Annotated in this window: 21 protein-coding genes; 13 read left to right on the top strand and 8 right to left on the bottom strand. The window is 69.4% G+C overall.

Features of this window, described 5'->3' with window-relative positions:
* Positions 1 to 41: 41 nt before the first annotated feature.
* The 5 genes from B9C99_RS10625 to B9C99_RS10605 form a co-directional block, all read right to left on the bottom strand.
* A complete protein-coding gene (locus tag B9C99_RS10625; protein ID WP_016694983.1) occupies positions 42 to 416 on the bottom strand; it encodes a S4 domain-containing protein in 375 nt (124 codons plus the stop codon).
* Positions 417 to 2,054, bottom strand: coding sequence for an ABC-F family ATP-binding cassette domain-containing protein (locus tag B9C99_RS10620; protein ID WP_088897794.1), 1,638 nt, complete (start codon positions 2,052 to 2,054; stop codon positions 417 to 419).
* A 68-nt stretch (positions 2,055 to 2,122) separates the two neighbouring features.
* Positions 2,123 to 3,472 (bottom strand): MFS transporter, encoded by a 1,350-nt coding sequence (locus tag B9C99_RS10615; protein WP_088897793.1) that lies wholly within the window; start codon positions 3,470 to 3,472, stop codon positions 2,123 to 2,125.
* Positions 3,473 to 3,589: 117 nt separating this feature from the next.
* A complete protein-coding gene (locus tag B9C99_RS10610; RefSeq protein WP_088897792.1) occupies positions 3,590 to 4,663 on the bottom strand; it encodes a trypsin-like peptidase domain-containing protein in 1,074 nt (357 codons plus the stop codon).
* Positions 4,660 to 5,790 carry an NAD(P)-binding domain-containing protein gene (locus B9C99_RS10605; protein ID WP_172414918.1) on the bottom strand — a complete coding sequence of 377 codons (1,131 nt, stop codon included), beginning with the start codon at positions 5,788 to 5,790 and terminating at the stop codon, positions 4,660 to 4,662. Before B9C99_RS10605 ends, B9C99_RS10610 begins: the two co-directional genes overlap by 4 nt.
* A 131-nt stretch (positions 5,791 to 5,921) precedes the next feature.
* On the opposite strand from B9C99_RS10605, the gene B9C99_RS10600 reads away from it, so the two are divergent.
* From B9C99_RS10600 to B9C99_RS10590, 3 genes are read left to right on the top strand one after another with little or no spacing between them, the layout of a single operon-like run.
* Positions 5,922 to 6,812, top strand: coding sequence for an SPFH domain-containing protein (locus tag B9C99_RS10600; RefSeq protein ID WP_016694988.1), 891 nt, complete (start codon positions 5,922 to 5,924; stop codon positions 6,810 to 6,812).
* A gap of 12 nt (positions 6,813 to 6,824) precedes the next feature.
* The gene (locus tag B9C99_RS10595; protein WP_060652022.1) at positions 6,825 to 7,034 is read left to right on the top strand and encodes a hypothetical protein; all 210 of its coding nucleotides are present in this window, start codon (positions 6,825 to 6,827) and stop codon (positions 7,032 to 7,034) included.
* 6 nt (positions 7,035 to 7,040) lie between these two features.
* The gene (locus B9C99_RS10590; protein WP_088897791.1) at positions 7,041 to 7,721 is read left to right on the top strand and encodes a DUF2332 family protein; all 681 of its coding nucleotides are present in this window, start codon (positions 7,041 to 7,043) and stop codon (positions 7,719 to 7,721) included.
* Positions 7,722 to 7,771: 50 nt separating this feature from the next.
* Here the strand turns inward: B9C99_RS10590 and B9C99_RS10585 are convergent, their stop codons facing one another.
* Positions 7,772 to 8,383 (bottom strand): hypothetical protein, encoded by a 612-nt coding sequence (locus tag B9C99_RS10585; protein ID WP_253250035.1) that lies wholly within the window; start codon positions 8,381 to 8,383, stop codon positions 7,772 to 7,774.
* A 101-nt stretch (positions 8,384 to 8,484) separates the two neighbouring features.
* Between B9C99_RS10585 and B9C99_RS10580 the strand changes: the two genes are divergently transcribed.
* The 4 genes from B9C99_RS10580 to B9C99_RS10565 all read left to right on the top strand — a co-directional run bounded on the left by B9C99_RS10580 (position 8,485) and on the right by B9C99_RS10565 (position 13,224).
* On the top strand, positions 8,485 to 9,216 hold the full coding sequence (locus B9C99_RS10580) for an enoyl-CoA hydratase (RefSeq protein WP_088897789.1): 732 nt from the start codon (positions 8,485 to 8,487) through the stop codon (positions 9,214 to 9,216).
* Positions 9,213 to 10,346 carry an MBL fold metallo-hydrolase gene (locus B9C99_RS10575; protein WP_088897788.1) on the top strand — a complete coding sequence of 378 codons (1,134 nt, stop codon included), beginning with the start codon at positions 9,213 to 9,215 and terminating at the stop codon, positions 10,344 to 10,346. The genes B9C99_RS10580 and B9C99_RS10575 overlap by 4 nt, the downstream gene beginning before the upstream one ends.
* A gap of 52 nt (positions 10,347 to 10,398) precedes the next feature.
* Positions 10,399 to 12,876, top strand: coding sequence for an HAD-IC family P-type ATPase (locus B9C99_RS10570; protein WP_026061745.1), 2,478 nt, complete (start codon positions 10,399 to 10,401; stop codon positions 12,874 to 12,876).
* Positions 12,877 to 12,939: 63 nt separating this feature from the next.
* Positions 12,940 to 13,224, top strand: coding sequence for an antitoxin (locus B9C99_RS10565; RefSeq protein WP_016694995.1), 285 nt, complete (start codon positions 12,940 to 12,942; stop codon positions 13,222 to 13,224).
* Between the two features lie 48 nt (positions 13,225 to 13,272).
* Here B9C99_RS10565 and B9C99_RS10560 read toward each other — a convergent pair whose 3' ends face one another.
* Both B9C99_RS10560 and B9C99_RS10555 read right to left on the bottom strand, forming a co-directional pair.
* Positions 13,273 to 14,229, bottom strand: coding sequence for a TIGR03885 family FMN-dependent LLM class oxidoreductase (locus tag B9C99_RS10560; protein ID WP_088897787.1), 957 nt, complete (start codon positions 14,227 to 14,229; stop codon positions 13,273 to 13,275).
* 29 nt (positions 14,230 to 14,258) lie between these two features.
* A complete protein-coding gene (locus B9C99_RS10555) occupies positions 14,259 to 16,028 on the bottom strand; it encodes a glycoside hydrolase family 15 protein (RefSeq protein ID WP_253250034.1) in 1,770 nt (589 codons plus the stop codon).
* Positions 16,029 to 16,178: 150 nt separating this feature from the next.
* Between B9C99_RS10555 and B9C99_RS10550 the strand changes: the two genes are divergently transcribed.
* Genes B9C99_RS10550 through B9C99_RS10525 form a run of 6 tightly spaced genes read left to right on the top strand, consistent with a single transcriptional unit; the run spans position 16,179 to position 23,665 of the window.
* On the top strand, positions 16,179 to 17,846 hold the full coding sequence (locus tag B9C99_RS10550; protein ID WP_016694998.1) for a Na+/H+ antiporter: 1,668 nt from the start codon (positions 16,179 to 16,181) through the stop codon (positions 17,844 to 17,846).
* 33 nt (positions 17,847 to 17,879) lie between these two features.
* Positions 17,880 to 19,415, top strand: coding sequence for a SulP family inorganic anion transporter (locus tag B9C99_RS10545; protein ID WP_016694999.1), 1,536 nt, complete (start codon positions 17,880 to 17,882; stop codon positions 19,413 to 19,415).
* A gap of 46 nt (positions 19,416 to 19,461) precedes the next feature.
* Positions 19,462 to 20,676, top strand: a complete 1,215-nt coding sequence (locus B9C99_RS10540; protein ID WP_016695000.1) for a sensor histidine kinase — start codon at positions 19,462 to 19,464, stop codon at positions 20,674 to 20,676.
* 31 nt (positions 20,677 to 20,707) lie between these two features.
* On the top strand, positions 20,708 to 21,490 hold the full coding sequence (locus tag B9C99_RS10535; protein WP_016695001.1) for a LytTR family DNA-binding domain-containing protein: 783 nt from the start codon (positions 20,708 to 20,710) through the stop codon (positions 21,488 to 21,490).
* Positions 21,487 to 21,861: a hypothetical protein gene (locus tag B9C99_RS10530; RefSeq protein ID WP_172414914.1), complete on the top strand. Its 375-nt coding sequence runs from the start codon at positions 21,487 to 21,489 to the stop codon at positions 21,859 to 21,861. The genes B9C99_RS10535 and B9C99_RS10530 overlap by 4 nt, the downstream gene beginning before the upstream one ends.
* 7 nt (positions 21,862 to 21,868) lie before the next feature.
* On the top strand, positions 21,869 to 23,665 hold the full coding sequence (locus tag B9C99_RS10525; RefSeq protein WP_088897784.1) for a cation acetate symporter: 1,797 nt from the start codon (positions 21,869 to 21,871) through the stop codon (positions 23,663 to 23,665).
* The last annotated feature ends 79 nt before the right edge of the window (positions 23,666 to 23,744 follow it).

The raw sequence follows: 23,744 nt of genomic DNA, 5'->3' as shown, positions 1-23,744 counted from the left end.
TTTGTCAACCGGTGAGGACGGATCGATGCTGCGTAGTTCGTTCAGTCGTCGTCGAAACCGCGAAGACGGTCGAGCTCGCGGCGTTCCTTCTTCGTCGGACGACCGGCCCCGCGGTCACGGCGGGGGAGCGCTGCGAGGATCTCCTTCGGCGGAGGCGGGGGACTGTGATCGATGTAGGCGGTCGCGGCGATCGGTGCACCCACGCGCTTGTTCACGAGCTGGGTGACCTCGACGATCTTCTCCGTACCGTGCGCGCGTACGCGGACCTCGGCGCCGATCGTCACCGGCGTCGACGGCTTGGCCGTCACACCGTCGACGCGGACGTGCCCGGCGCGGCACGCGCTCGCCGCGGCGGACCGGGTCTTGAACAACCGGACCGACCACGTCCAGCTGTCCACGCGCACGCTTCCACCCATCTACAGCAACTCCTCGCTCAACTTCCCGTCGTCGATCATCCATCGACGTGTCGTCCGTGTGGTCTCCAGCATGCGGCGATCGTGCGTGATCAGCAGCAGAGTGCCCTCGAAACTGTCGACGGCCTGCTCGAGCTGCTCGATCGCCGGCAGGTCCAGGTGGTTGGTGGGTTCGTCGAGCACCAGCAGATTGACGCCGCGTGCCTGCAGCAGCGCGAGCCCCGCGCGGGTGCGTTCACCCGGCGACAGCGACGACGCCGTCCGCAGCACGTGGTGACCCTTGAGAGCGAACTTCGCGAGCAGGGTCCGCACGTCGGCGTCCGGCCAGTCGGGCACGTTGCGCCCGAACGCCTCGACCAGCGGTTCGTCCGCCTCGAACAGGCTGCGGGCCTGATCGATCTCACCGACGAGCACACCCGAGCCCCGCGACGCGCGACCGGAATCCGGCTCGATCGTGCCGAGCAGCAACCGCAGCAGCGTGGACTTCCCGGCGCCGTTCGGGCCGGTGACGACGATGCGATCGCCCCACTCGACCTGCGTGGTGATCGGACCGAGGACGAAGTCGCCCCGTCGGACGACGGCCTCGTCGAGGGTCGCGACCACCGTGCCGCTGCGCGGGGCGGCGGCGATGGACATGCGCAGTTCCCATTCCTTGCGCGGCTCCTCGACGACCTCGAGCCGCTCGATGCGCCGCTGCGTCTGACGCGCCTTCGCCGCCTGCTTCTCGGTGGCCTCCGCGCGGTGCTTGCGTCCGATCTTGTCGTTGTCCTTGGACTTGCGGCGCGCGTTGCGGACGCCGTGCTCGAGCCAGTTGCGTTGCATCCGGGCGCGTTCCTCGAGCTGTGACTTGGTGTCGGCGAACTCCTCGTACTGCTCACGCGCGTGCCGGCGCGCCACCTCGCGCTCGACGAGATACGCCTCGTATCCGCCCTCGTAGACCGAGATCTGCTGTTGCACGGGATCGAGTTCGACGATGCCCGTCACGGTGCGCGCGAGGAACTCGCGGTCGTGGCTGACGACCACCAGTGCCGTGCGCGTCTCGTCGACGAACCGTTCGAGTCGTTCGAGACCGGCCAGATCCAGGTCGTTCGTCGGTTCGTCGAGCAGGAGCACGTCGTAGCGCGAGAGCAGCAGTGCCGCCAACCCGGCGCGGGCGGCCTGACCACCGGAGAGCGACGTCATCGGGGCGTCGAGGCCGACGTCGAGACCGAGGTCGTCGACCACCTTCTCGGCGCGCTCGGCCAGGTCGGCGCCGCCGAGCGCCAGCCACCGTTCGAGGGCCGGGGTGTAGTCGTCCTCGCCGGAGTCGCCGAGCCGCTCGGCGGCGTCGTTCATGACGCGTTCGGCCTCGGCGACACCGGTGCGCCGGGAGAGGAAGCCGAGGATCGTCTCGCCCGGCACCCGCTCGGGTTCCTGCGCGAGATAGCCGATCGTGGCGTCGGGCGGGCTGAGGATCACCGAGCCGGTGACATCGGCACCGCCCACCCCCGCGAGGGTCGTGAGCAGCGTCGATTTCCCGGCGCCGTTGGCGCCCACGAGGCCGATCACGTCGCCCGGTGCGACGGTGAGATCGAGTCCGTCGAACAGGACACGTTCCCCGCGGGAGGCCGACAGGCCGTCGATACGAAGTGTTGCGCTCACGCTCCGAGTATCCCGGTCGAGGTGGAGCCGGGTTCCGGCGCGGGTCCTCCGTGCCACGGAACCACTCGTCAGCTCCGGCACTCGGCGGGGACGATCTCCTCGTCCTGCCCGTCCACCGGGACGAGATCGAGCGGATTGTCGATCTCGTCGCGCGGCGTCCGGGCCGCGACGATCACGATCACGGCAGCGACGGCCGGCACGATCCCTGCCACCGCGAAGGTCGGCGCGAGCCCGACCGTGAGGGCCAGCGGCCCGGCCACGGCCATCGACAGCGGCATGAACACGATCGAGACGAAGAAGTCGAGACTCGACACCCGGCCCAGCAGATGCGCAGGCACCCGCCGTTGCAGCAGGGTCCCCCACACGACGGATCCGGCATTGAACAGGGCGCCGACGACGAACACGGCCACGACCATGATCAGCACCGACCCGGAGACACCGATGACGACGAGGGGGATGCAACCCAGGCCCCACATCAGGAGGGGGACGGTGAGATAGCGCCTCGGCAGCCGCAGCGAGGCCACGGTCATCGACCCGACAGCCCCACCGACGCCGAAACCGGCCATCACCATCGCGTGCTGCGACGGCCCGCCCCCGGTCGCCTCGCGGATCGCGAACGGGATCAGCACCTCGATCGGTCCGAGCACGCAGAAGACCACGACGGACCCGAACAGGAGCGTTCCGAGCAACCACGGCGTGCGCACGGTGAACCGCACACCCTCCGCGAGATCGTCCACCACGGAACGAAATCCGCTCGATCCGCCGGTTTGCGTGTCGTCGCGGCGGACCGCGGTCGGGTGCATCGCGAGGATACACAGCGCGCCGACCACCTCGAGGAGCGCGACCGTGCACATGGCGACCGCGGGGGACGAGGCGGCGACGACGGCGCTCGCCGCCGCCGGGCCGGCCGCCTGCATGAGCGTGGGCCGGAGCACGCCCTCGACACCGTTGGCGGCGAGGAGGTCCTGTGGCGGGACGATCGACGGCAGCAGTGCCGAATAGGCCGGGAACTGGACGCCGTTGGCGAGCCCGAGTGCGAAGCCCACGACGGTGAGATGCCAGAAGGCGATCGACCCGTTCACGGCGAGCGCAGCCGTCACCGCGACCATCACCGCCCGTGCGATGTACGTCGCGAGGAGCAGGGTGCGCTGCGGGATCCGATCGGCGAGCACGCCCCCGAGTAGTGCGACGAGGAGCATGCCCACGGCAGGCCCCACTGCGACCGAGGACAGTTCGGCCGGACCGCCACCCATCTCGACGACCTGCCACACCACCGCGATGAGCCAGGTGCCCACGGACAGCAGTCCCGCGGCGAGCGCCAGGATCAGCAGGCGGTACTGCGGATGAGCGAACGGCCGCACGGGCCCGCGCGCCAGGCGCGGACGCCGGTGCGTCGGTGATGCGGTGTGGTTGCTCATCGCGTTCCCCCGGTCGTCGGACGGTCCGATGAGATCTTGCGACCTCGAGGCGACTCGAGGTCAAGTGTCTTCGCCCCTCGGGTGACCGATCAACCGATTTTTCCGTGAGCGTCGCCGTCAGCGTGCGGGTCCGGATTCGAGAACGATGTCGGCGGAACGCCTTTCACCGTTCTCGGTGGTCCACTCGATCGACACCACGTCGCCGGGACGGTGACGGAGCAGACGTTCCTCGAGTTCCCCGGTCGACGAGACGCGCTCCCCGTCGAACGACACCACGACGTCGCCGGCGTCGAGACCGGCGTGATAGGCGGGACTGTCGTAGGACACCCACAGCACCTCGGCCCCGAGATCCTGCCCGTCCTTGCGGGCGGTGGTGACGCTCGCGCCCAGCCGGGGCGTCGGGCCCACGTGCACCGACCCTTCGCTCACTCCCGTCCGCACCTGCTCGACGACGGTGATCGCCTCGGTGATGGGCACGGCGTAAGCCTCGGGGGTCGTGTCGGGCGAGGTGTCGATGTTCCGCTGCACCGCACCCGCGGTGTTGATCCCCACGACCGTTCCGTACTCGTCGACGAGCGGCCCGCCGGAATCACCCGGCCGGATCGGGGCATCGGTGCGGATCATCCCGGTGAGGCGGTGACGTGAACCGTCCGTGGCATCGCGCACCACCACGTTGCGGTCGAACTCGACGATGGTGCCGGGGGTCGCCACGACGACCCCACCGCCCTGGGAGTTGCCGAAGGCCGTGACCCGGCTCCCCACCGGCGGCAGGTCCTCGGCGATCGTGGCGGCCGGGAGGTCGCTCGCGGTGCCGAGACGCAGGACGGCGAGATCGCGTTCGCGGTCGTAGCCGAGGACCTCCGCGTCGTAGATCAGGCCGTCCGCACCGCTGACCGCGCTGATGTCGGTGGCTCCGCTCACCACATGATGGTTCGTGACGACCGTGCCGTCGGGGGTGATCACGATCCCGGTGCCCGTCATGCCCGTCCATCCCGCGCTCGCGTCGATCGTCACGACGACCGGCAGGGTGCGCGCGGTGAGTTCGTCGGTGGTCAACGGCGTCGGGGGAGGAGCGACCGGCGCCGGCGGTGGGGGAGGGAGCATGACGTCGACCAGGGCCGGTGCCGATGCGACGAGGCTGGCGGTGGTCGCGAGCGCGACCAGCAGCACCGATCCGCCCCGCCCGCTCACTGCTGCGGCACCTCGCCGGTGAGATGGTCGAGCAGTTCACGGGCCGCGGCGCGACCGGCGCGGTTCGCCCCGATCGTGGACGCCGACGGGCCGTAGCCGACGAGATGGATGCGCGGATCCTTCGCGACGCGGGTCGCGAGCCGGCCGTCCATCGTGATGCCGCCACCGGCATTACGCAACGACAGTGGCGCCAGGTGGTCGAGGGAACTCCGGAATCCGGTGCACCACAGGATGACATCGACGTCGAGTGTCCGGCCGTCGCTCCACCGCACACCGGTCTCGGTGATCTCGGAGAACATCGGGGACCGCTCCAGCACGCCGCGTTCGCGCGCAGCCCGCAGCGCGGGGGTGAGCGGGAGCCCGGTGACGGAGACGACCGATCCGGGTGGCAGTCCGCGTCGTACCCGATCCTCCACGAGTGCGACGGCAGCGTGACCGCGCTCGGCAGTGAAAGGTTCCTCGCTCCAGGCAGGTTCGCGTCGCGTCACCCAGGTGGTCTCGGTGACGCGGGAGATCTCGTCGAGGAGTTGGACCGCGGAGATGCCGCCACCGACGACGAGTACGTGCTGCCCGGTGAAGTCCTCGGCCGTTCGATAGTCCTTGGTGTGCAGTTGGCGTCCGGTGAAGCGTGCGGCGCCGGGATACCACGGGACGAAGGGGCGCTCCCAGGTGCCGGTCGCGTTGATGATGCCGCGTGCCGCGTAGACGGCCGATTCGGTCTCCACCCGCAGTCGCTCGCCACGGTCGCACACGACCCGCACGGTGGTGGGGCGGTGGACGGGAAGGTCGAACTCCTTCTCGTAGGCGGCGTAGTACTGCGGTACCGCAGATGCTGCCGGAACCTCACCCGCGGAGGTGTCGACGACGTCCGCGAACGCGAGGCCGGGCAGGTCGTGGACGCCGTTGACGGTGCTCAGTGTCAGTGACGGCCAGCGGTCCTGCCATGCACCGCCGGGGCCGAACGAGCGGTCGAGGACGACGAATCCGGTCTCGGGTGCGACTCCGAAGCGGGTGAGGAAGTAGGCGGTCGACAGACCGGCCTGCCCGGCTCCGATCACGACGATATCGACCGGCGTCGCATCGGCGGTCTGCATCTCGGCCGCATCGAGTGCCTCGTCGGCGAGCATCGCGAGCCTCCCTCTCGGATCGTTGTCCTTCATCATGCCGCGATCGCGGCCGATGCGCGGAAGGAACGCTGTCCGCAACCGTAGAAATGTGATATCACTTTAATATCGCTTTGACTCTGGGAGGTAGGAACATGGATGTCGTGCAATCGCCCGTGACCGTCGAGCGGCCGGGCGGCTCGTCCAACGGCTGGTCGGTGCTGATCGCCGCCCTGGTCGTGATCGCCGTCGGCGCCGGTCTGATCGGCTGGGGAGCGGTGGATGTCACCGTCCCGCTGATCGTCGCCGGAGGTGTGCTCGTCGTTCTCGCCCTCGTGCCGCTCGCCGGACTCGTCCTCGTCGAACCGAACGAGGCCCGCGTCCTCCAGCTCCTCGGCAGCTCGTACACCGGAACCCTGCGCGAACCCGGTCTGCGCTGGATGAACCCGCTCAACACCCGCCGCAAGATCTCCACCCGCATCCGCAACCACGAGACGGGCCGAGCCAAGGTCAACGACGCAGACGGCAACCCCATCGAGATCTCGGCGGTCATCGTGTGGCAGGTCGAGGACACCGCGCGGGCCGTCTTCGACGTCGACGACTTCGAGGAGTTCGTCGCCGTGCAGACCGAGGCCGCGGTCCGTCACATCGCCGGTTCGTACCCGTACGACGCTGCGCCGGAAGTGATGTCGCTGCGCCAGAACGCCGACGAGATCACCACCAAGCTCTCGGCAGAGGTCCACGACCGTGTGCAGTCCGCCGGCATCCGCGTCATCGAGACCCGCATCAACCAGCTCGCCTACGCACCCGAGATCGCCCAGGCGATGCTGCGACGCCAGCAGGCCGGCGCCGTCATCGCCGCCCGCGAGCAGATCGTCAAAGGTGCCGTCTCGATGGTCGGCACCGCCCTGGCCCGCCTCGAGGCCGAGCACACCGTCGAGCTCGACGAGGAACGCAAGGCCGCGATGGTCTCGAATCTCCTCGTCGTGTTGTGTGGAGACCAGAGTGCTCAGCCCGTCCTCAACACGGGATCGCTGTACCAGTAGGGATCATGCGGCATGGCCGAACGTAAGAAGGTGCTGCTGCGCCTCGACCCGGCAGTCCACGACGCGCTCGCGCGGTGGGCTGCCGACGAGTTGCGCAGTACCAACGCCCAGATCGAGTTCCTGCTCCGGCGGGCCCTCACCGAGGCCGGCCGGATGCCGCGCGAGGTGGGACGCATACGCGGACCGGGTCGTCCGCGTGCCGATGCCGACGACGAGGAGTGAGCCGAGATGTCCCATACTCCGCGGAGGGCCGCGGCCGACGAGACGGGTCGCTACGCGGTGCTCCATCCGGCGATCGCCGAGGCGGCCCACCGCGCGGGAGCGACCGCGATCGGGCTGATCGACGTGGGACGCCCCGCGGCGCTGAACCTCTGCGTCGACCGCGTGGGCATCACCTACAGCGACGGCACCTTCCTGGGTGATCCGGATTCTCCTGTGCAGGAGAGCTGTTCGATCGTCCATGGTGGATCGGTTCCCGACCGGACGATGCCTCCGGTGGTCGCGCGCGTCGCCGTGACGCGGAGCCGGCCCGACGTCGAGGACGCCCTGCTCGCCGAGGATCCACCCGTCCGGTTCGGCGGCGACGTCGTGGAACTGCTGCCCGAGGCGATCGCGGCGGTACCCGAGGATGCTCTGCCCGTCGTGATGACGACCTGGGCGCTGTCGCGCCTGGCGATTCCGCGGCGCCCGTCGTTCGTCGACCGTCTTCGCGAGGCAGCCGCGGGACGGACGGTCGCGTGGGTGTCGGCCGAGGGGGTGGGTGTCGCGCCGTCGGTCCCGACGCTCGGTGACCGCCCGGCCTCCGGTCACAGCATCGTCGGCATCGCGCTGTACGAGGGCGCCGAGCATCGGGTGGATGCGGTGGCGCGCTGCTGGTCGCGGGGCCGGATTCTCGACTGGTTTCACTGATTCGGGTGGTTCCAGCCCCGCTCAGCGGGGTCGGATCCACCGAAATCGGATCAGGCGATCAGGGCGTAAGTGAGGCCGGCGGCGAGTGCACCGGCGACCGCCCCCACGACGACCTGCCCGCGGGTGTGGTCTCCGAGATGCACGCGCGACCACCCGACGGCGGCGGTGAACACCAGTCCCAGAAGCCACCACGGTGAGAGAGCCAGTGCCAGAACCACACTCACACCGGCCCCGACGCCGGTGTGCACGCTGACCTTCCAGTGCGCCAGGCTCGTGATGATCCCGGCGACACCGAGGGCGGCGACACCGGCCGAGGTGAACGCGATCGTCTCGATCGGAGCCCGGGCGACGATCTGGATGATCAGTCCGGCCACCACCACACCGAGGATGGCGACGATCAGCGCGTGCCGCTCGTCGATCCGGGTGACGTGATGGTCGCCGATCCGGGCGCGTCGCATCCCGGTCAGGATGAGCCCCATCGGGATCACCCCGGCGATCATCGCGACGAAGACGCCCCAGCCCGGGGCGCCGACACCGATGCCGAAGATCACCGACCCGACGATGTTGATCACCCAGGGTGCCCCGACCTCCGTGAGGGCGCGGGCCACGACGTCTGTAGCGGCCCGGCCCTCGGATGGGGACGTCTTCACGGGTTCCGTCACTTCCGTCCTCCGTTGCGTCTCGATGAACCGGTCTCGGAGTATGCACGCTCGAACTGATGGAATGATGCGGGGTGTTCGGTGACGAAGGGATGGGGCGACACATGATCGGGATCAGCCGCGACGGCGACGTCGTGACCGTGGAACTGCAACGCGAGGAACGCAGGAACGCGCTCAACACGCAGTTGTGCGTGGAGATCCGCGAAGCCGTGGACAAGGCCGTGGCCGACGACGCGCGCGTAATGGTGATCACCGGCCGGGGCTCGAGCTTCTGCGCCGGTGCCGATCTGTCCGGCGACGTCTACGCCGAAGGGTTCACCGACAGCCTCGCCGAGATGTTGCGCACCATCGTCGAGGCCCCCATCCCGGTGATCGCGGCCGTCAACGGCCCCGCCATCGGTGCCGGCACCCAGCTGACGCTCGCGTCGGACCTGCGAGTCGTGGCGCCCACCGCGCGTTTCTCGGTTCCTGCTGCGCGCCTGGGTATTTCGGTGGACCGCTGGACGGTCCGCCGTCTCGCCTCGCTCATCGGCGGCGGTCCGGCACGCGCGGTCTTCCTCGCCGCCGAACCCGTCCACGCCGAGGAGGCCCTCGCGCGTGGGCTCGCCAACCGCATCGGCGATCTCGCCGACGCCCAGGCCTGGGCGCAGGAGATCGCGAAGCTCGCGCCGCTGTCGCTGAACGCGATGAAGTTGTTCCTCAACGACGACGGCACCCGCGACGAGGCCACACCCGAGCAGACCGCCGCACTCGCCGCAGCGTGGCTCAGTGAGGACGCCCAGGAGGCCAGGCTCGCTCGTTCCGAGCGCCGCGACCCGATCTTCCGCGGACGATGAACGTCCGGTCCGCGGTCTCGGCCGTGCTCGCCGGGGCGGGCACGCTGTGGGTGGCGCGCGCCGTGAACGGCCTGCCCGGTTCCATCGGCGCCTCGGTCTCCGACATCCGTCCCTACGCCGCCGCGTCGCCCCGCTACCGCGACGGTCGTTTCCACAACACCGACCCGGCGTCCGTGCTCGGACCCGAGGCAGCGGGTGGTTTCGCGAAGGACCTGCTCACCCGCGGGTCGCGGGGCAGACCTCGCGCCGAGGTGCCGTTGTCGACCTATCTCGCGCCGGTGGACGCGGCGGACCTCGCCGTGACGTGGTTCGGTCACTCGACCGCCCTCGTGGAGGTCGACGGCTACCGGGTGCTGTGCGACCCGGTGTGGAGCGAGCGTGTGTCGCCGTCACCGACCGTCGGTCCGGCGCGTCTGCATCCGGTGCCCGTCGAACTGCAGACCCTGCCGCGCCTCGACGCGGTGGTGATCTCGCACGACCACTACGACCATCTCGACCGGTTCACGGTCGAGACGCTCGCCGTGCTGCAGCCGGCCGTCCGGTTCGTCGTGCCGCTCGGGGTGGGCGCGCACCTGCGCCGTTGGCGGATCGCCGAGGAACGCATCGTCGAACTCGACTGGGACGAGCACGTCGAGGTGGACGGCCTGCGCATCACGTGCACCGAGGCCCGGCACTTCTCCGGTCGTGGCCTGCAGCGCAACATCACGTTGTGGTCGTCGTGGGTGTTCACCGGCCCGACGCGCCGGGTGTTCTTCGGCGGCGACAGCGGGTACACCCCGCGGTTCGCGGACGTCGGCGAGGCGTACGGCCCGTTCGACCTGACCTTGCTGCCCGTCGGCGCCTACGACAGGCGATGGCCCGACGTGCACATGAACCCGGAGGAGGCGGTGCGCACGCATCTCGACCTCGGTGGCGTCGACCGTCGTGACAGTCTGCTGGTCCCCGTGCACTGGGGAACCTTCGACCTGGCCTTCCACGCCTGGTCGGAGCCGATCACCCGGTTGCTGCCCGCCGCGCGGGAGTCGGAGGTGATCACGGCGGTGCCGATGCCGGGTCAGCGGATCGACGTCTCGAAGTCCGATGCGTCGAAGCCCGTCGCACTCGATCCCTGGTGGCTCGCGTCGAGCTGATCCACCCGCCACGACACCGGCTGTTCGCTTTCGTGCCCTAATCTGGTTCGTCATGGCAGTAGAAGAGCCCACGACGGTGGTGGGAACGGGCGAGGCTCCGGTCCTCGCACCCGACCACGCAGCCACCGGGCTGTCCACCGAGCAGGTCGCCGAGCGCGTGGCACGTGGCCTCACCAACGATGTCCCCGACCGCGCATCCCGGTCGGTCAAGGACATCGTCCGGGCCAACGTGTTCACCCGGATCAACGCGATCCTCGGGGTGCTGCTGCTGATCGTGCTGGCCACCGGCTCGATCATCGACGGCATGTTCGGTCTGCTGATCATCGCGAACAGCGGCATCGGCATCATCCAGGAGGTGCGCGCCAAGCGCACCCTCGACAAGCTGGCCATCGTCAGCCAGACGAAGCCCGTCGTGCGCCGGGGCGGCGTCGCCGCGCCGATCGCTCCGCGCGAGGTGGTCCTCGACGACATCATCGAGCTCGGCCCCGGCGACCAGCTGGTCGTCGACGGCGAGGTGGTCGAGGCCCAGGGTCTCGAACTGGACGAGTCGCTGCTGACGGGCGAGTCGGATCCCGTGCACAAGGTGCCCGGGTCGACGGTGATGTCGGGCAGCTTCGTCGCCTCCGGATCCGGCTCCTACCGTGCGACGAAGGTCGGCCGCGACGCCTACGCGGCGCGACTCGCGGAAGAGGCGAGCAAGTTCACGCTCGTGAAGTCGGAGCTGAACGCGGGCATCAACAAGATCCTGCGCTTCATCACCTACCTGATGATCCCCGCGGGTCTGCTCATCATCTACAACCAGCTCTTCTCCAGCGGCGAGTCGCTCGGCCCCGCACTGAGCGGCATGGTCGCCGCCCTCGTGCCGATGGTGCCCGAGGGCCTCGTGCTCATGACATCCATCGCGTTCGCGGTCGGTGTCGTCCGCCTCGGACGCCGCCAGTGCCTCGTGCAGGAGCTGCCGGCGATCGAAGGCCTCGCGCGCGTCGACGTGGTGTGTGCCGACAAGACCGGCACGCTCACCGAGAACGGCATGCGCCTGTCCGATCTCGAGCCCCTGGACGGAAGCAACCTCGACGAGGCCCGCGCCGCCCTGGCTTCGCTCGCCGCCGACGACCCGCGTCCGAACGCCAGCGTCCTCGCGATCGCCGAGGCGTTCCCCACCGCCCCCGGCTGGGGCGAGCCCACGGCGGTCGCGCCGTTCTCGTCGGCGAAGAAGTGGAGCGGCCAGTCGTACGGCACCCACGGCAACTGGCTGCTCGGCGCACCCGACGTGCTGCTCGACCCCGGCACCGAGGCGGCGCGACGCGCCGAGGAACTCGGCTCGAGCGGCCTGCGGGTGCTGCTCCTCGCGCGCAGCGACCGCCCGGTCGACGACGAGCTCGCCCCCGGCACGGTCACGCCCGCCGCGCTCGTCGTCCTCGAACAGCGGGTGCGCCCGGACGCGAAGCCGACCCTCGAGTACTTCGCCGGCCAGCAGGTCGACGTCAAGGTCATCTCCGGCGACAACGCGATCGCCGTCGGTGCGGTCGCCTCGTCCCTCGGCCTGCCGGGTAGCGCGTCTCCCATCGACGCGCGCTCCCTGCCGGAAGGCGACAACGAACTCGCCGACGTCGTCGAAGGCTCGACGACCTTCGGCCGGGTCCGTCCCGATCAGAAGCGCGCGATGGTCGGCGCGCTGCAGTCGCGCGGTCACACCGTCGCGATGACCGGCGACGGCGTCAACGACGTGCTCGCCCTCAAGGACGCCGACATCGGAGTCGCGATGGGGTCGGGCAGTCCCGCCACCCGCGCGGTCGCACAGATCGTCCTTCTCGACAACAAGTTCGCGACGCTGCCCTACGTGGTGGCCGAGGGTCGCCGGGTCATCGGCAACATCGAACGCGTCTCCAACCTGTTCCTCACCAAGACGGTGTACTCGGTGCTGCTCGCCTTCCTGGTGGGCGTGTCGGGTGTGCTGTCGCAGGTGTTCGACTTCGAGCCGTTGCCCTATCCGTTCCTGCCCCGGCACGTGACGATCGCGGCGTGGTTCACCATCGGCATCCCCGCTTTCCTGTTGTCGCTGGCACCGAACAACGAGCGGGCACGCTCGGGTTTCGTCTCCCGTGTGATGCGACTGGCGATTCCGTCCGGTGTCGTCGTGGGTGTGGCGACCTTCGTCTGTTACGTGCTCGTCTACGGCGGCCCGGAGCAGACCGAGCAGCAGAAGATCCAGGCCGGGACCTCGGCCCTGATCACCCTGCTGATCATCGCGCTGTGGGTGCTCGCCGTGGTCGCCCGCCCGTACCAGTGGTGGAAGATCGTGCTGCTCGCCGGTTCGGTGCTCGGCTACGTGATCCTGTTCTCCGTGCCGTTCACCCGGGAGTTCTTCGCGCTCGATCCGTCGAACGTCGGATACACGACGATCGCGGTGACGTGCGGGCTGATCGGAGTCGTCCTGGTCGAGGCCCTGTGGTGGGTGTCGGGGCGTCTGCACGGGGAGCGCCGTCGCCTGTTCGCCGCCCCCGACGATCTGCTGCCGGGCGTACACTGACCTGCAGCGCACGGATGGGTGCGCCCGAACCTCACGGCGATCCGACGAGGGAAGGACCGAACGATGGGTTTCATGGATTCGGTGAAGGGCCTTGTGAACAAGGGCAAGGACTACGCCTCGAAGAACCCCGACAAGGCCGACCAGTTCATCGAGAAGGCCGGCGACCAGGTGGACGGACGTACCGGCGGGAAGTACGCCCAGCACGTCGACAAGGCGCAGGACGCCGCCCGTCAGCATCTGGGTACCACCGACAATCCCGCACCGGGCGCGCAGCCCGGACCGGGCGGTGAGCCGGGCCCCGAGGGCGGTCCCGGACCGGAAGCGCAACCGGGTCCGCGTCAGCCCTGATCACGGCAGGTATGGCAGCACGGTTCACGGTAGGTGCGGCAGCACCGTTCACGGTAGGTGCGGCAGCACCGTGTCGCCGAAGGTGTCGATGAACGGGCGCTGATCCGGCCCCACATGGTGCAGATAGATCTCGTCGAAACCGAGTTCGGCGAATTCGCACAGGCGGTCGACGTGTTCGGCGGGATCGTCGGACACGATCACCGCGCCCTCGAGGTCGCCGTCGTCGAGGGCGGCGGCGTGGGAATCGAATTCCTCGGGCGTGGCCAGTTCTGCCATCAGTTCCGGCGGTAGGGCGTTCGTCGCCCACTGTTCCCGCGCGATCTCGCGGGCGCGTTCCCGGGTGGGTGCCCAACTCAGATGGACCTGCAGCACGGTCCGTCCGCGTCCGCCGCCGTCGCGGTAGGCGCCGAGGATCCGGCGCAGGTCGTCGAGCGGGGCATTCACGGTGACGAGACCGTCGACCCGGTCGGCGAAACGACCGGCCGTCTCGGAAGTCAGTGCGGGAAGCAGAATTTCGGGAGGAGTCTCCGGCCGGTCCCAGACCCGTCCGCGGTCGACCTTCACCGCGCCGTCGTGGTCGACGACTTCGCCTGCGTGCAGGCGTCGCACGATGTCGAGGTTCTCGCCGAGCTGTTGCTGCCGTTCCTCCTTGGGCGGCCAGGCAACTCCGGACATGCGTTCGTTGCAGTGCTCACCGCTGCCGAGTGCGAACCAGAAGCGGTGCGGGAACATCGATGCCAGAGTGGCGGTGGCCTGGGCGGTGACGACGGGGTGGTAGCGGAAGCCGGTCGCGGTGACGACACCGAATCGTAGGTCGGTGGTGGCCAGGGCCGCTCCGAGCCACGACCACGCGAACCCCGAGTGTCCCTGGCGGTGCGACCACGGTTCGATGTGGTCCGAGCACATGGCCGCCCCGAAGCCGGCTGCTTCGGCGAGCCGGACGTCCTCGAGCAGGCGGGATGGGGACGCCTGTTCGTGTGAGGCGTGAAAACCTATCAGCGTCATACCTGTCCGCTCCTCCGGTCGATCGGCGATCAGTACTTCTCGATGAGTGTCAGTGCAGCCGTCATGAGCGCGAGGTGGCTCAGACCCTGGGGGAGATTGCCGAGGAAGGTGCCGTCCTCGGCGATCATCTCCGAGTACAGGCCCACGTCGTTGGCGAGCGGCACGAGTTCGCCCATCAGTTCGGTGGCCTCGTCGGTCCGTCCCGTCTCGGCCAGTGCCGCGACCATCCAGAACGCGCAGGCGACGAACGTCCCTTCCTCCTTGTCGGCGCCGCTGAACCGGTAGAGCAGCGGCCCGCGACCGAGTTCCCGTCGCAGGGCGTCGCAGGTGGCCTGCATGCGCGGACCCCGGTCGTACCCGCCGACGGCTCCGAGCAGGACGGACGCGTCCAGCCGATCGGTGCCGGGATAAGCGGTGTAGCAACCGAGTTCGTCCGACCAGCAGTTCTCCTCGATCCAGTCGCGGATGAGATCGCGTTCGCGGCGCCAGCGATCCGCCGTCCCCGGGATCTGCCCGACCTCCGCGAGGTGGACGGCGCGGTCGAGCGCGTGCCAGCAGCTCATCTTCGAGTTCGTGTAGTGCTCGCGTTCGAGCAGCTCCCAGATGCCGTGATCGGCCTGCTGCCAGACATCGCAGGTGTGGTCGGCGATGCGGGCGAGCAGACGCGCGGTCGCGATGTCGAGCACGTAACCCTCACTGCTGTAGAGGGTCACGATCTCGAACAGGTCGCCGTAGATCCCGAGCTGCAATTGCCCTGCTGCCCTGTTCCCCTCGACCACCGGGCCGATACCGCGCCAACCCGGAACCTCCAGTCGCCGTTCGTCGTCGGGCGTTCCGCCGTCGAGCCGGGTGAACACCTCCGCATCGGCGCCCTGATCGCGCACCACGCGGAGCAACCAGCTCATCGCGGCGTGCACCTCCTCGCGATCGCCGAGACGGATCAGCGCGTGCAGGGTGTAAGCGGCGTCGCGCACCCAAGCGAAACGGTAGTCCCAGTTCTTCTCGCCGTCCGGGCTTTCCGGAACGGACGTCGTCGCCGCTGCGGCGATCGCGCCCGATCGGTTCTGCAACAGTTTCAGTGCGAGCGCGCTCCGGATCACCGCGTCGGCCCACGGCCCGTCGTAGTGCAGGAGCGACGACCATTGCTTCCACCGGTCGACGGTGCGGTCGATGTTGGCATCGATCGCGTCGGCGTCGGGCAACGGCAGGGGTTCGTTCTCCGTCGACAGCACGGCGATGAGGTGCCGGGATCCGGCCGAGGTGGTGAAGCGGCCACCGATCGAGCGGTGCTCGACCACGGGTTCGCCCGTGCCGGACGTGCGCACCCCGATGCTCACGGTCCCCACCCGCAGGACGGGGCCGTGTTCGGTCCGGTCGCACCAGGGCTGGTACCGGCCCAGTCCGGTGCCGGGGGCGACCGTCCAGCGCATCGCGACCTCACCGTCCAGGCCCTCGACGCGGCGGGCGAGCTCACCCCACGGCAACCGCCCGGCGACACCCGTGTCGATCGAATCGGTCACCCGGACCCGCCCCTGTGCCGTGGTGAAGACGGTGCTCAGCACGTTCGTGCCCGGCACGTATGCGCGTTCGACGGTGAACTCGTCGACGGGACGCAGTTCGACGGAACCGCCCGTCGATGCGTCGAGCAGTCGTGCGAAGACCGGATGCGAGTCGAGGTGCGGTACCGGATACCAGTCCACCGACCCGTCCTCGGCGACGAGGGCGACGGTGTCGCCGTCGCCCAGTGCGGCATAGGTGCGCAGGTCCGCATAGCCGTCGTCGTCGCGGGCTGGGATCACACGCACTCCTCGCTGGGCCGGGTACACGGCGGTCGATCGGTTGCATACCCCGGCCGGGTCCGTACAAACGACCTGCATGTTCGCGACGGTCGGCCGCCGGCTGTGTCACCATCACACCGTGAACCGGACGCCTGGCACGGTGCCGTCGCGATGAACGGCGCGTGGATCCTGCTGGTCGTCATCGCCGGGATCGCGGTGACCGCCGTCGCGTCGCGCCGCGACCTGCAGGCCCCACTCGTGCTAGTCACGGTCGGCGCACTGGTGTCGTTCGCGCCGGGCCTGCCGCGGCTCGAACTGGATCCGGAGGCCATCCTCGGGGTCGTCCTGCCGCCGTTGCTGTATTCGTCGGCCCTGCGGTTCTCGGTTCCCACCTTCCGGCAGTACCTGCCGTCGATCCTGCGGCTCGGCATCTACGCCGTGCTCGTCACGGCGTTCGTCGTGGCGTGGACCGCATCCGCGATGATGGTGACGCTGACCTTCGGTGCGGCTCTCGCTCTCGGCGCGGTCGTCGCACCGACGGACGCGGTCAGTGCCGTCGCCGTGGGACAGCGACTCGGACTACCGAAACGGGTCATCGCGGTGCTGACCGGGGAAGGTCTGGTCAACGACGCCACCGCCCTGACCCTGTTCACCGTGGCGATCTCGGCCGTCACCGGCACGCACATCCTCGCCGACTCGCCGTTCCTGTTCTTCCTCTACGAGGTGGCGGGTGGGATCGCCGTGGGTCTGGTGCTCGCGTACGCCGTCCACCTGATCCGCGCCCGGATGTACGACTCGCCGCTCGAGACCGTGCTCGGACTGGTGCTGCCGTTCGCGGCCTATCTCGCTGCCGAGGAGATCCACGCCTCGGGAGTGCTCGCCGTCGTCGCCGCCGGACTGTTCATCGGGCACCGGGCCACCGAGGTCTCGGTGAGCACGCGACTGCAGGAACGCGCGGTGTGGAAGAGCGTCGACGTGGTGCTCGAGACGTTCGTCTTCGCCTACATGGGCCTGCAGTTGCGGTTCGTCCTCGACGAGGTCCGCGACAGCGGCGCCGATCTGCGCCTCGCGCTGCTCGGTGCGGTGATGATCCTGCTCGTCGTCATGATCGTGCGACCCGCGTGGGGTCTGCTGCACTGGGGGCGGCGCGCGCTCGTGCGACGCGCCGGATCCGAACGCCTCGGCCGCGACCAGCTGAACTTCCGGGAACACGTCGTGGTGTCGTGGGCGGGCATGCGCGGCGTCGTCACCCTCGCCGCGGCCGGTGGGGTGCCCGTGGCGATCGCGTCGGGTGCTCCCTTCCCCGGCCGCGAGATGATCCAGATCTCCGCGCTGGTCGTCGCCATCGGCACACTCCTCATCCAGGGCGCGACGATGCCGTGGCTCATCCGCAGACTCGACGTCACCGACCCCTACGAGCGGCTGCGCACCGAGGAACAGATGGCGGTGGCCCGCAGGATCTCGGCCGAGTCGAGCGACCGGGTGCTCACCGAACTCGCCACGCATCCACCCGACGGCGTGGACCCGGAGATCTACGACAAACTCCTGGCCAAGGCACGAAAGTCGCTCCGATCCCGCCAGGAGGCGGAGACCGTCGAGGACACCGCGGAGGACGCCGGAACACGACTGGCCGCGCTGTTCGACGACATCCGACGGGCATCCCTGCAAGCGCGACGCCAGGCCCTCATCGACGCCCGCGATCGCGGTGAACTCGACGACGAGATCCTCCGCGACGTGCTCGAGAGCCTGGACATCGACGAAGCGGCGGTGGAGGAGCGCATCCGCCGCCGGCGCCGGGACGACGGTGCCCGAAGTCGGGACGACGGTGTGCAGCGGTAGGGACGACAGGCCGCAACGGTAGACTTTCCGCAAGTGAACACCCCGCACGGCCCGGAACAGGTGCCGCACGATCCCCGCACCGACGTCTCCGTCCGTTTCGCTCTCCGGTCGCCTGCTCGTCTGAAGACCGAACTCCTGGCCGGCCTGGTCGTGGCGCTCGCCCTGATCCCCGAAGCCATCGCCTTCTCCGTGATCGCCGGTGTGGATCCCCGGGTCGGGCTGTTCGCCTCGGTGACCATGGCGATCACCATCGCGATCGTCGGGGGACGGCCCGCGATGATCTCGGCGGCGACCGCGGCCGTGGCGCTCGTGATCGCCCCGGTGTCCGAGCAGTACGGGGTGGACCATCTCATCGCGACGGTGATCCTCGGCGGCATCTTCCAGGTGCTGCTCAGCTTCCTCGGCGTCGCCAAGCTCATGCGGTTCGTGCCGCGCAGCGTCATGGTCGGCTTCGTCAACTCCCTGGCCATCCTCGTGTTCGTCGCCCAGATTCCGCACCTCGTGGACGTGCCGTGGATGGTCTATCCGCTGGTGGCGGCAGGTCTGCTGGTGCTGGTCGTCCTCCCGAGGATCACCGAGGCCGTGCCGGCTCCGCTCGTCACGATCGTGCTCCTCACCGTCGTGACGGTGGCCTTCTCGCTGAACGTGCCGGACGTCGCGGACCAGGGTGAACTGCCCGAGAGCCTGCCCACGCTCTTCTTCCCGGACGTGCCGCTGACCTTCGAGACCCTGCGGATCCTCGCGCCGTACGCGCTCGCGATGGCCCTCGTCGGCCTCATGGAATCGCTGATGACGGCCAAGCTCGTCGACGACATCACCGACACCCGCTCGGACAAGACCCGCGAGGGCTGGGGTCAGGGCATCGCCAACATCGTGACCGGATTCTTCGGTGGCATGGGCGGCTGCGCCGTCGTCGGCCAGACCATGATGAACGTGAAGGTCTCCGGGGCACGGACCCGCCTGTCCACCCTGGCGGCCGGCGTGTTCCTGCTGATCCTCGTGGTCGCCCTCGGCGACATCGTCGGGCTGGTCCCGATGGCCGCCCTCGTCGCCGTGATGATCATGGTGTCGATCGCGACGGTCGACTGGCACAGCGTGCACCCGCGGACGCTGCGGCTGATGCCGCTCAGCGAGACCGTCGTCATGATCGTCACCGTCGTGGCCACGGTGAGCACCGGCAATCTCGCGATCGGAGTGTCGCTGGGAGTGCTCACCGCGATGGTGCTGTTCGCCCGCCGCGTCGCGCACATGACCACCGTCGAGAAGATCGCCGATGCCGACACCGACGGGGACGGGGGAGTGGACACGCGCACCTATCGGGTGACCGGTGAACTGTTCTGGGCGTCGAGCAACGATCTCGTCCACCAGTTCGACTACATCGGCGATCCGGAGAACGTCGTCATCGACCTCACCGACGCCGACATCTGGGACGCCTCCACGGTCGCCACCTTCGATGCGATCCAGCAGAAGTACGCGGCCAAGGGAAAGACGGTCACCATCGTCGGACTCGACGGCGCGAGCCTCGAACGCCTCCGCCGGTTGTCCGGCCGGCTCGGTGGGGAGAACTGACCACGCATCCCGGGAGCGGTGCGTCGATTCGACGTAACGTGAGCGCATGATCGCGATCGAGCTCGCCGCGGTGGTACTGCTCCTGGTGCTGGTCGTGGTCTCGGTGGTGCTGTGGACCCGGCGGGTGGTCACCACACCCGCCGAACGCGCGGTCCACGCGACCCTGCACACGGCGTCCCTCGCGGCGCGCCCCCTGCGCGCCGGGCTCGACGCGTCGTCGGCGAAGGAGGCCGCTCCGCACCTGCGGATGCTGCTGGCCGAAGCACGCGCGGTGGCGCTGCTGGACGAGAACGGTGCCCTGCTCGCCTGGGACGGCCCGTTCGAGGAACTGACGGACGAGATGATCACCGCCGCGGGCCGGGCCGTCGCCGACAAGCGCCGCGTGCTCGTCGGGCACCACGACCTGCGACGGGCCCACGGCGACCTCGCGGCCCGCGCACTGATCGCCCAGCCGCTCGTCGTGGAGGACATGGGTGTGGCGGGGGTGCTCGGCGTCGTGACGACCGTCGAACCCGGCCCGGCGCTGCTCGGTGCGATCACCGAGGTGGCGCGGTACGCGTGCAGCCAGATCGAGCTGGCCGAACTGGACGCCTCCCGCGCCCGGCTCGACCGCGCCGAGGTCCGTGCGCTGCGCGCCCAGATCAGTCCGCACTTCATCTACAACGCGCTCAACACGGTGGCGTCGTTCGTCCGGACCGACCCCGACCGCGCCCGCGAACTGCTGCTGGATTTCGCCGACTTCACCCGCTACTCGTTCCGCGCGGCCGGCGAGTACACCCTGCTCGCCGACGAACTGCGCAACATCGACCGGTACCTGACACTCGAACGCGCCCGCTTCGGCAACGCCCTCGAGGTACGCCTGCAGATCGCTCCCGAGGTACTCAACGTGACGCTGCCCTTCCTGGCTCTGCAGCCACTCGTCGAGAACGCCGTGCGGCACGGGATCGCGGGCAAGGACACCCGCACGGGCACCATCACCATCACCGCGGCCGACGAGGGCACCGACTGCGTCATCAGCGTCGAGGACGACGGCATCGGCATGGACCCGGAACTGCTGCGATCCGGCACGCTCGACGCGATCGCCGACAGCGAGCACGGCAGCGGCGTCCGCGAGTCCGCGCACGTGGGCCTCGCCAACGTCGACGACCGCTTGCGTGCGGCCTTCGGCAACGACTACGGCCTCGTCGTCGAGACCGCGCCGGGGGCCGGCACCCGGGTGAGCATGCGCGTGCCGAAGTTCAGGGCGGGTATCCGGCCGTGAGGAACACCCGGCATGGCACGATGGATTCGCCGTGAACGAGATCACAGACAACCTGACCGTGCTGGCGGTCGACGACGAACCGCCCGCCCTCGACGAGCTGGCCTACCTGCTGCGCGCGCAGGAGGAGATCGGCGTCGTGCACACCGCAGGAGACGCGACGACCGCTCTGCGCGTGCTGCGCGACGGAGGAATCGACGCGGTCTTCCTCGACATCAACATGCCCGGACTCGACGGGCTGGAACTCGCAGGCATCCTGCGCAATTTCGCGGTGTCCCCGGCCGTGGTGTTCGTGACCGCGCACGACGATCGCGCGGTCTCGGCGTTCGACCTCGGCGCCGTCGACTACGTCCTCAAGCCGCTGCGGGAGGAACGACTCGCCGAAGCGGTCCGGCGGATCGCCGAGCGCCACCGGCCCGCCGCGCAGGCGACATCCGAGACCGGCCAGAGCGACGACGTGATCCCGGTCGAGCTCGGCGGTGTCACCACCCTCGTGCCGCGCTCGTCGGTCCACTGGGTCGAGGCCGAGGGCGACTACGCGCGCCTGCACACCGCGACCGGTTCGCACCTGGTACGTATCCCGATATCGACGCTCGAGAACCGCTGGGGCGACGCCGGCTTCCTGCGGGTGCACCGCTCCTATCTCGTGGCGTTGCCGCTCGTCACCGGTATCCGCAGTGTGGGTTCGGGTCTCGTCGTGTGCCTGCGCAGCGACAGCAACTCACCGCCCGTCGAACTGCCCGTCAGCCGCCGGCACACACGGGAACTCAAGGACCGGCTCATCCGAGGTCCGATGCAGTCGTGGACGTCGCGATGAGCACCACCGGCGGCCAGCCTCCGCCGCGTCAGAAGGTCGTCCTCGCCGAACGGCGTGGGGCGCGCATGGTCCGTACCCGGGTCGAGGTGCAGCAGCAGACCGAGGTGGGCGACGCGATGGTCCGCGGGCTGGTCCGGGCGCAGCTCGGGCTCGCGCTGCGGGTCGCGCTGTTCACGGTGTGTCTGCTGGGCGCCATTCCGGTGCTGTTCCACCTCGCTCCCGGTCTCGCCGCGGTGACGGTCCTCGGCATCCGCCTGCCGTGGGTGTTGCTCGGTGTGGTCGGTTATCCGATCCTGCTCGGTATCGCGTGGGTGTATCTGCGCCTCGCCGAACGCAACGAGCAGGATTTCACCGACCTCACCGACGATTGACGACCCCATGAGCGGATCGATTCCCGTCGTCACCGTCGTCGGTCTGGTCGCCGCGGCGATCGCCACCGTCGCGATCGGGGTGTACGGCGTGAGGATGGCGCGCACCACCTCGGATTTCCTCGTCGCCTCCCGCAGCGTCGGCCCGCGCTGGAACGCCGCGGCCATCTCCGGTGAATACCTCTCGGCGGCATCCTTTCTCGGAGTGGCCGGGCTCGTGGCGAAGTTCGGTGCCGACGCCCTGTGGTATCCCGTCGGTTTCACCGCCGGTTATCTGGGTCTGCTGCTGTTCGTCGCTGCGCCGCTGCGACGTTCGGGTGCCTACACCGTCCCGGACTTCGCGGAGTTCCGGCTGGGGGAGAAGTGGCTGCGCACGCTGTCGATGATGGTCGTGGCGATCATCTGCATCCTGTACCTGGTGCCGCAGTTCCAGGGCGCGGGACTGACGCTCAACATCCTTCTGGGAGTGCCCGACTGGGTGGGCGTCGCGGTGGTCGGGGTGATCGTCGTCGCCAACGTGGTCGGTGGCGGGATGCGCTCGATCACCTTCGTGCAGGCCTTCCAGTACTGGCTCAAACTCACCGCGGTCGCCCTGCCCGCTCTTGTCCTCACACTGCACTTCGTCGGTGACGACCGTGGCGTCGACGAACCCGTGCCGCCCACCGTCACCGAGACCACCACCGTCGACGTGACGATCGACGTGATCGTGCAGGTCGCCGAAACGCTCCCCGTCGTGGCGACCGGGGAGATCGACGGCCGGCCGGTCACGGGCGTCTTCGAACTCGAACCGGGGGAGCACGTCCTCGGGGCCGGGACCGAACTGGTCCTCGACGCCGGGTCACCGGTGCCGGTGGTCGCCGGTGCGCCGACCGACAACGACACCTGGGCGTCGCCGGGAGCAGGGCTGGGGGCGAGCAGCGAACATCCGCTGTTCCAGGTGTATTCGCTGATGCTCGCGACCTTCCTGGGCACGATGGGGCTGCCCCATGTGCTCGTGCGCTTCTACACCAATCCCGACGGGCGGGCGGCGCGCATGACCTCGCTCGCCGTCATCGGCCTGCTCGGGTTGTTCTATCTGTTCCCCACGCTGCTCGGGGTGTTCGCGCGCCTGTACGTCCCGCAGCTGCTCATCACCGGACGCTCCGATGCGGCAGTGCTGCTGCTGCCGGGATCGGTGCTGTCGGGCTGGGGCGGGCAGTTGCTCGCGGCGCTGGTCGCCTCGGGTGCGATCGCGGCCTTCCTGTCGACGTCGTCCGGACTGCTGGTGAGTGTCGCCGGCGTGTTGTCCACGGACGTACTGCGCGGCCGGGTGCGCGACTTCCGGGTGGCCGCGGTGCTCGCCGGCGTGGTGCCGCTCGTGCTCGCCCTGTCGGTGACCTCCCTCGACCTGTCCCGTTCGGTCGGTCAGGTCTTCGCCATCGCCGCGTCGACGCTGTGTCCGCTGCTGGTGCTGGGGATCTGGTGGCGCGGGCTCACTGCGATCGGTGCCGCGGCGGGGATGGTCGTCGGTGGTCTCGTCGCGGGCGGTGCAGCCCTGGCGACCGTGCTGCTGCCGATCGATCCGTCGGTGGCCGCCGGGTGGCCGACGGTGCTCTCCGCCTACCCGGCGGCGTTGAGCGTGCCGCTGGCGTTCCTCACGATGATCACGGTGAGTCTTCTGACGCGTCGCCGGATCCCCAGGGACGTGGGTAGGACGTTCTCCCGCATGCACGTACCCGAGCGGCTCGGGATGGGCCGCGACCGCGAACTCGGCGCGTTCGGTGAGCGGGGCCGTGGTCCCGGCGAGAGGCGCCGTTCGTCGCGGTGACGCGACCGTTCGTCGCACGAGGGCACCCCTCGTCGTTCCGCCTCTTGTCTGCTCTGTTCGTGTGACAGCCGTCTCATTA

It is taken from the genome of Rhodococcus sp. BUPNP1 (assembly GCF_002215235.1).
Classification (GTDB): domain Bacteria; phylum Actinomycetota; class Actinomycetes; order Mycobacteriales; family Mycobacteriaceae; genus Rhodococcus.
The sequence above is the reverse complement of the archived record's forward strand: the minus strand, read 5'-3'. Positions and strand labels throughout refer to the sequence as shown.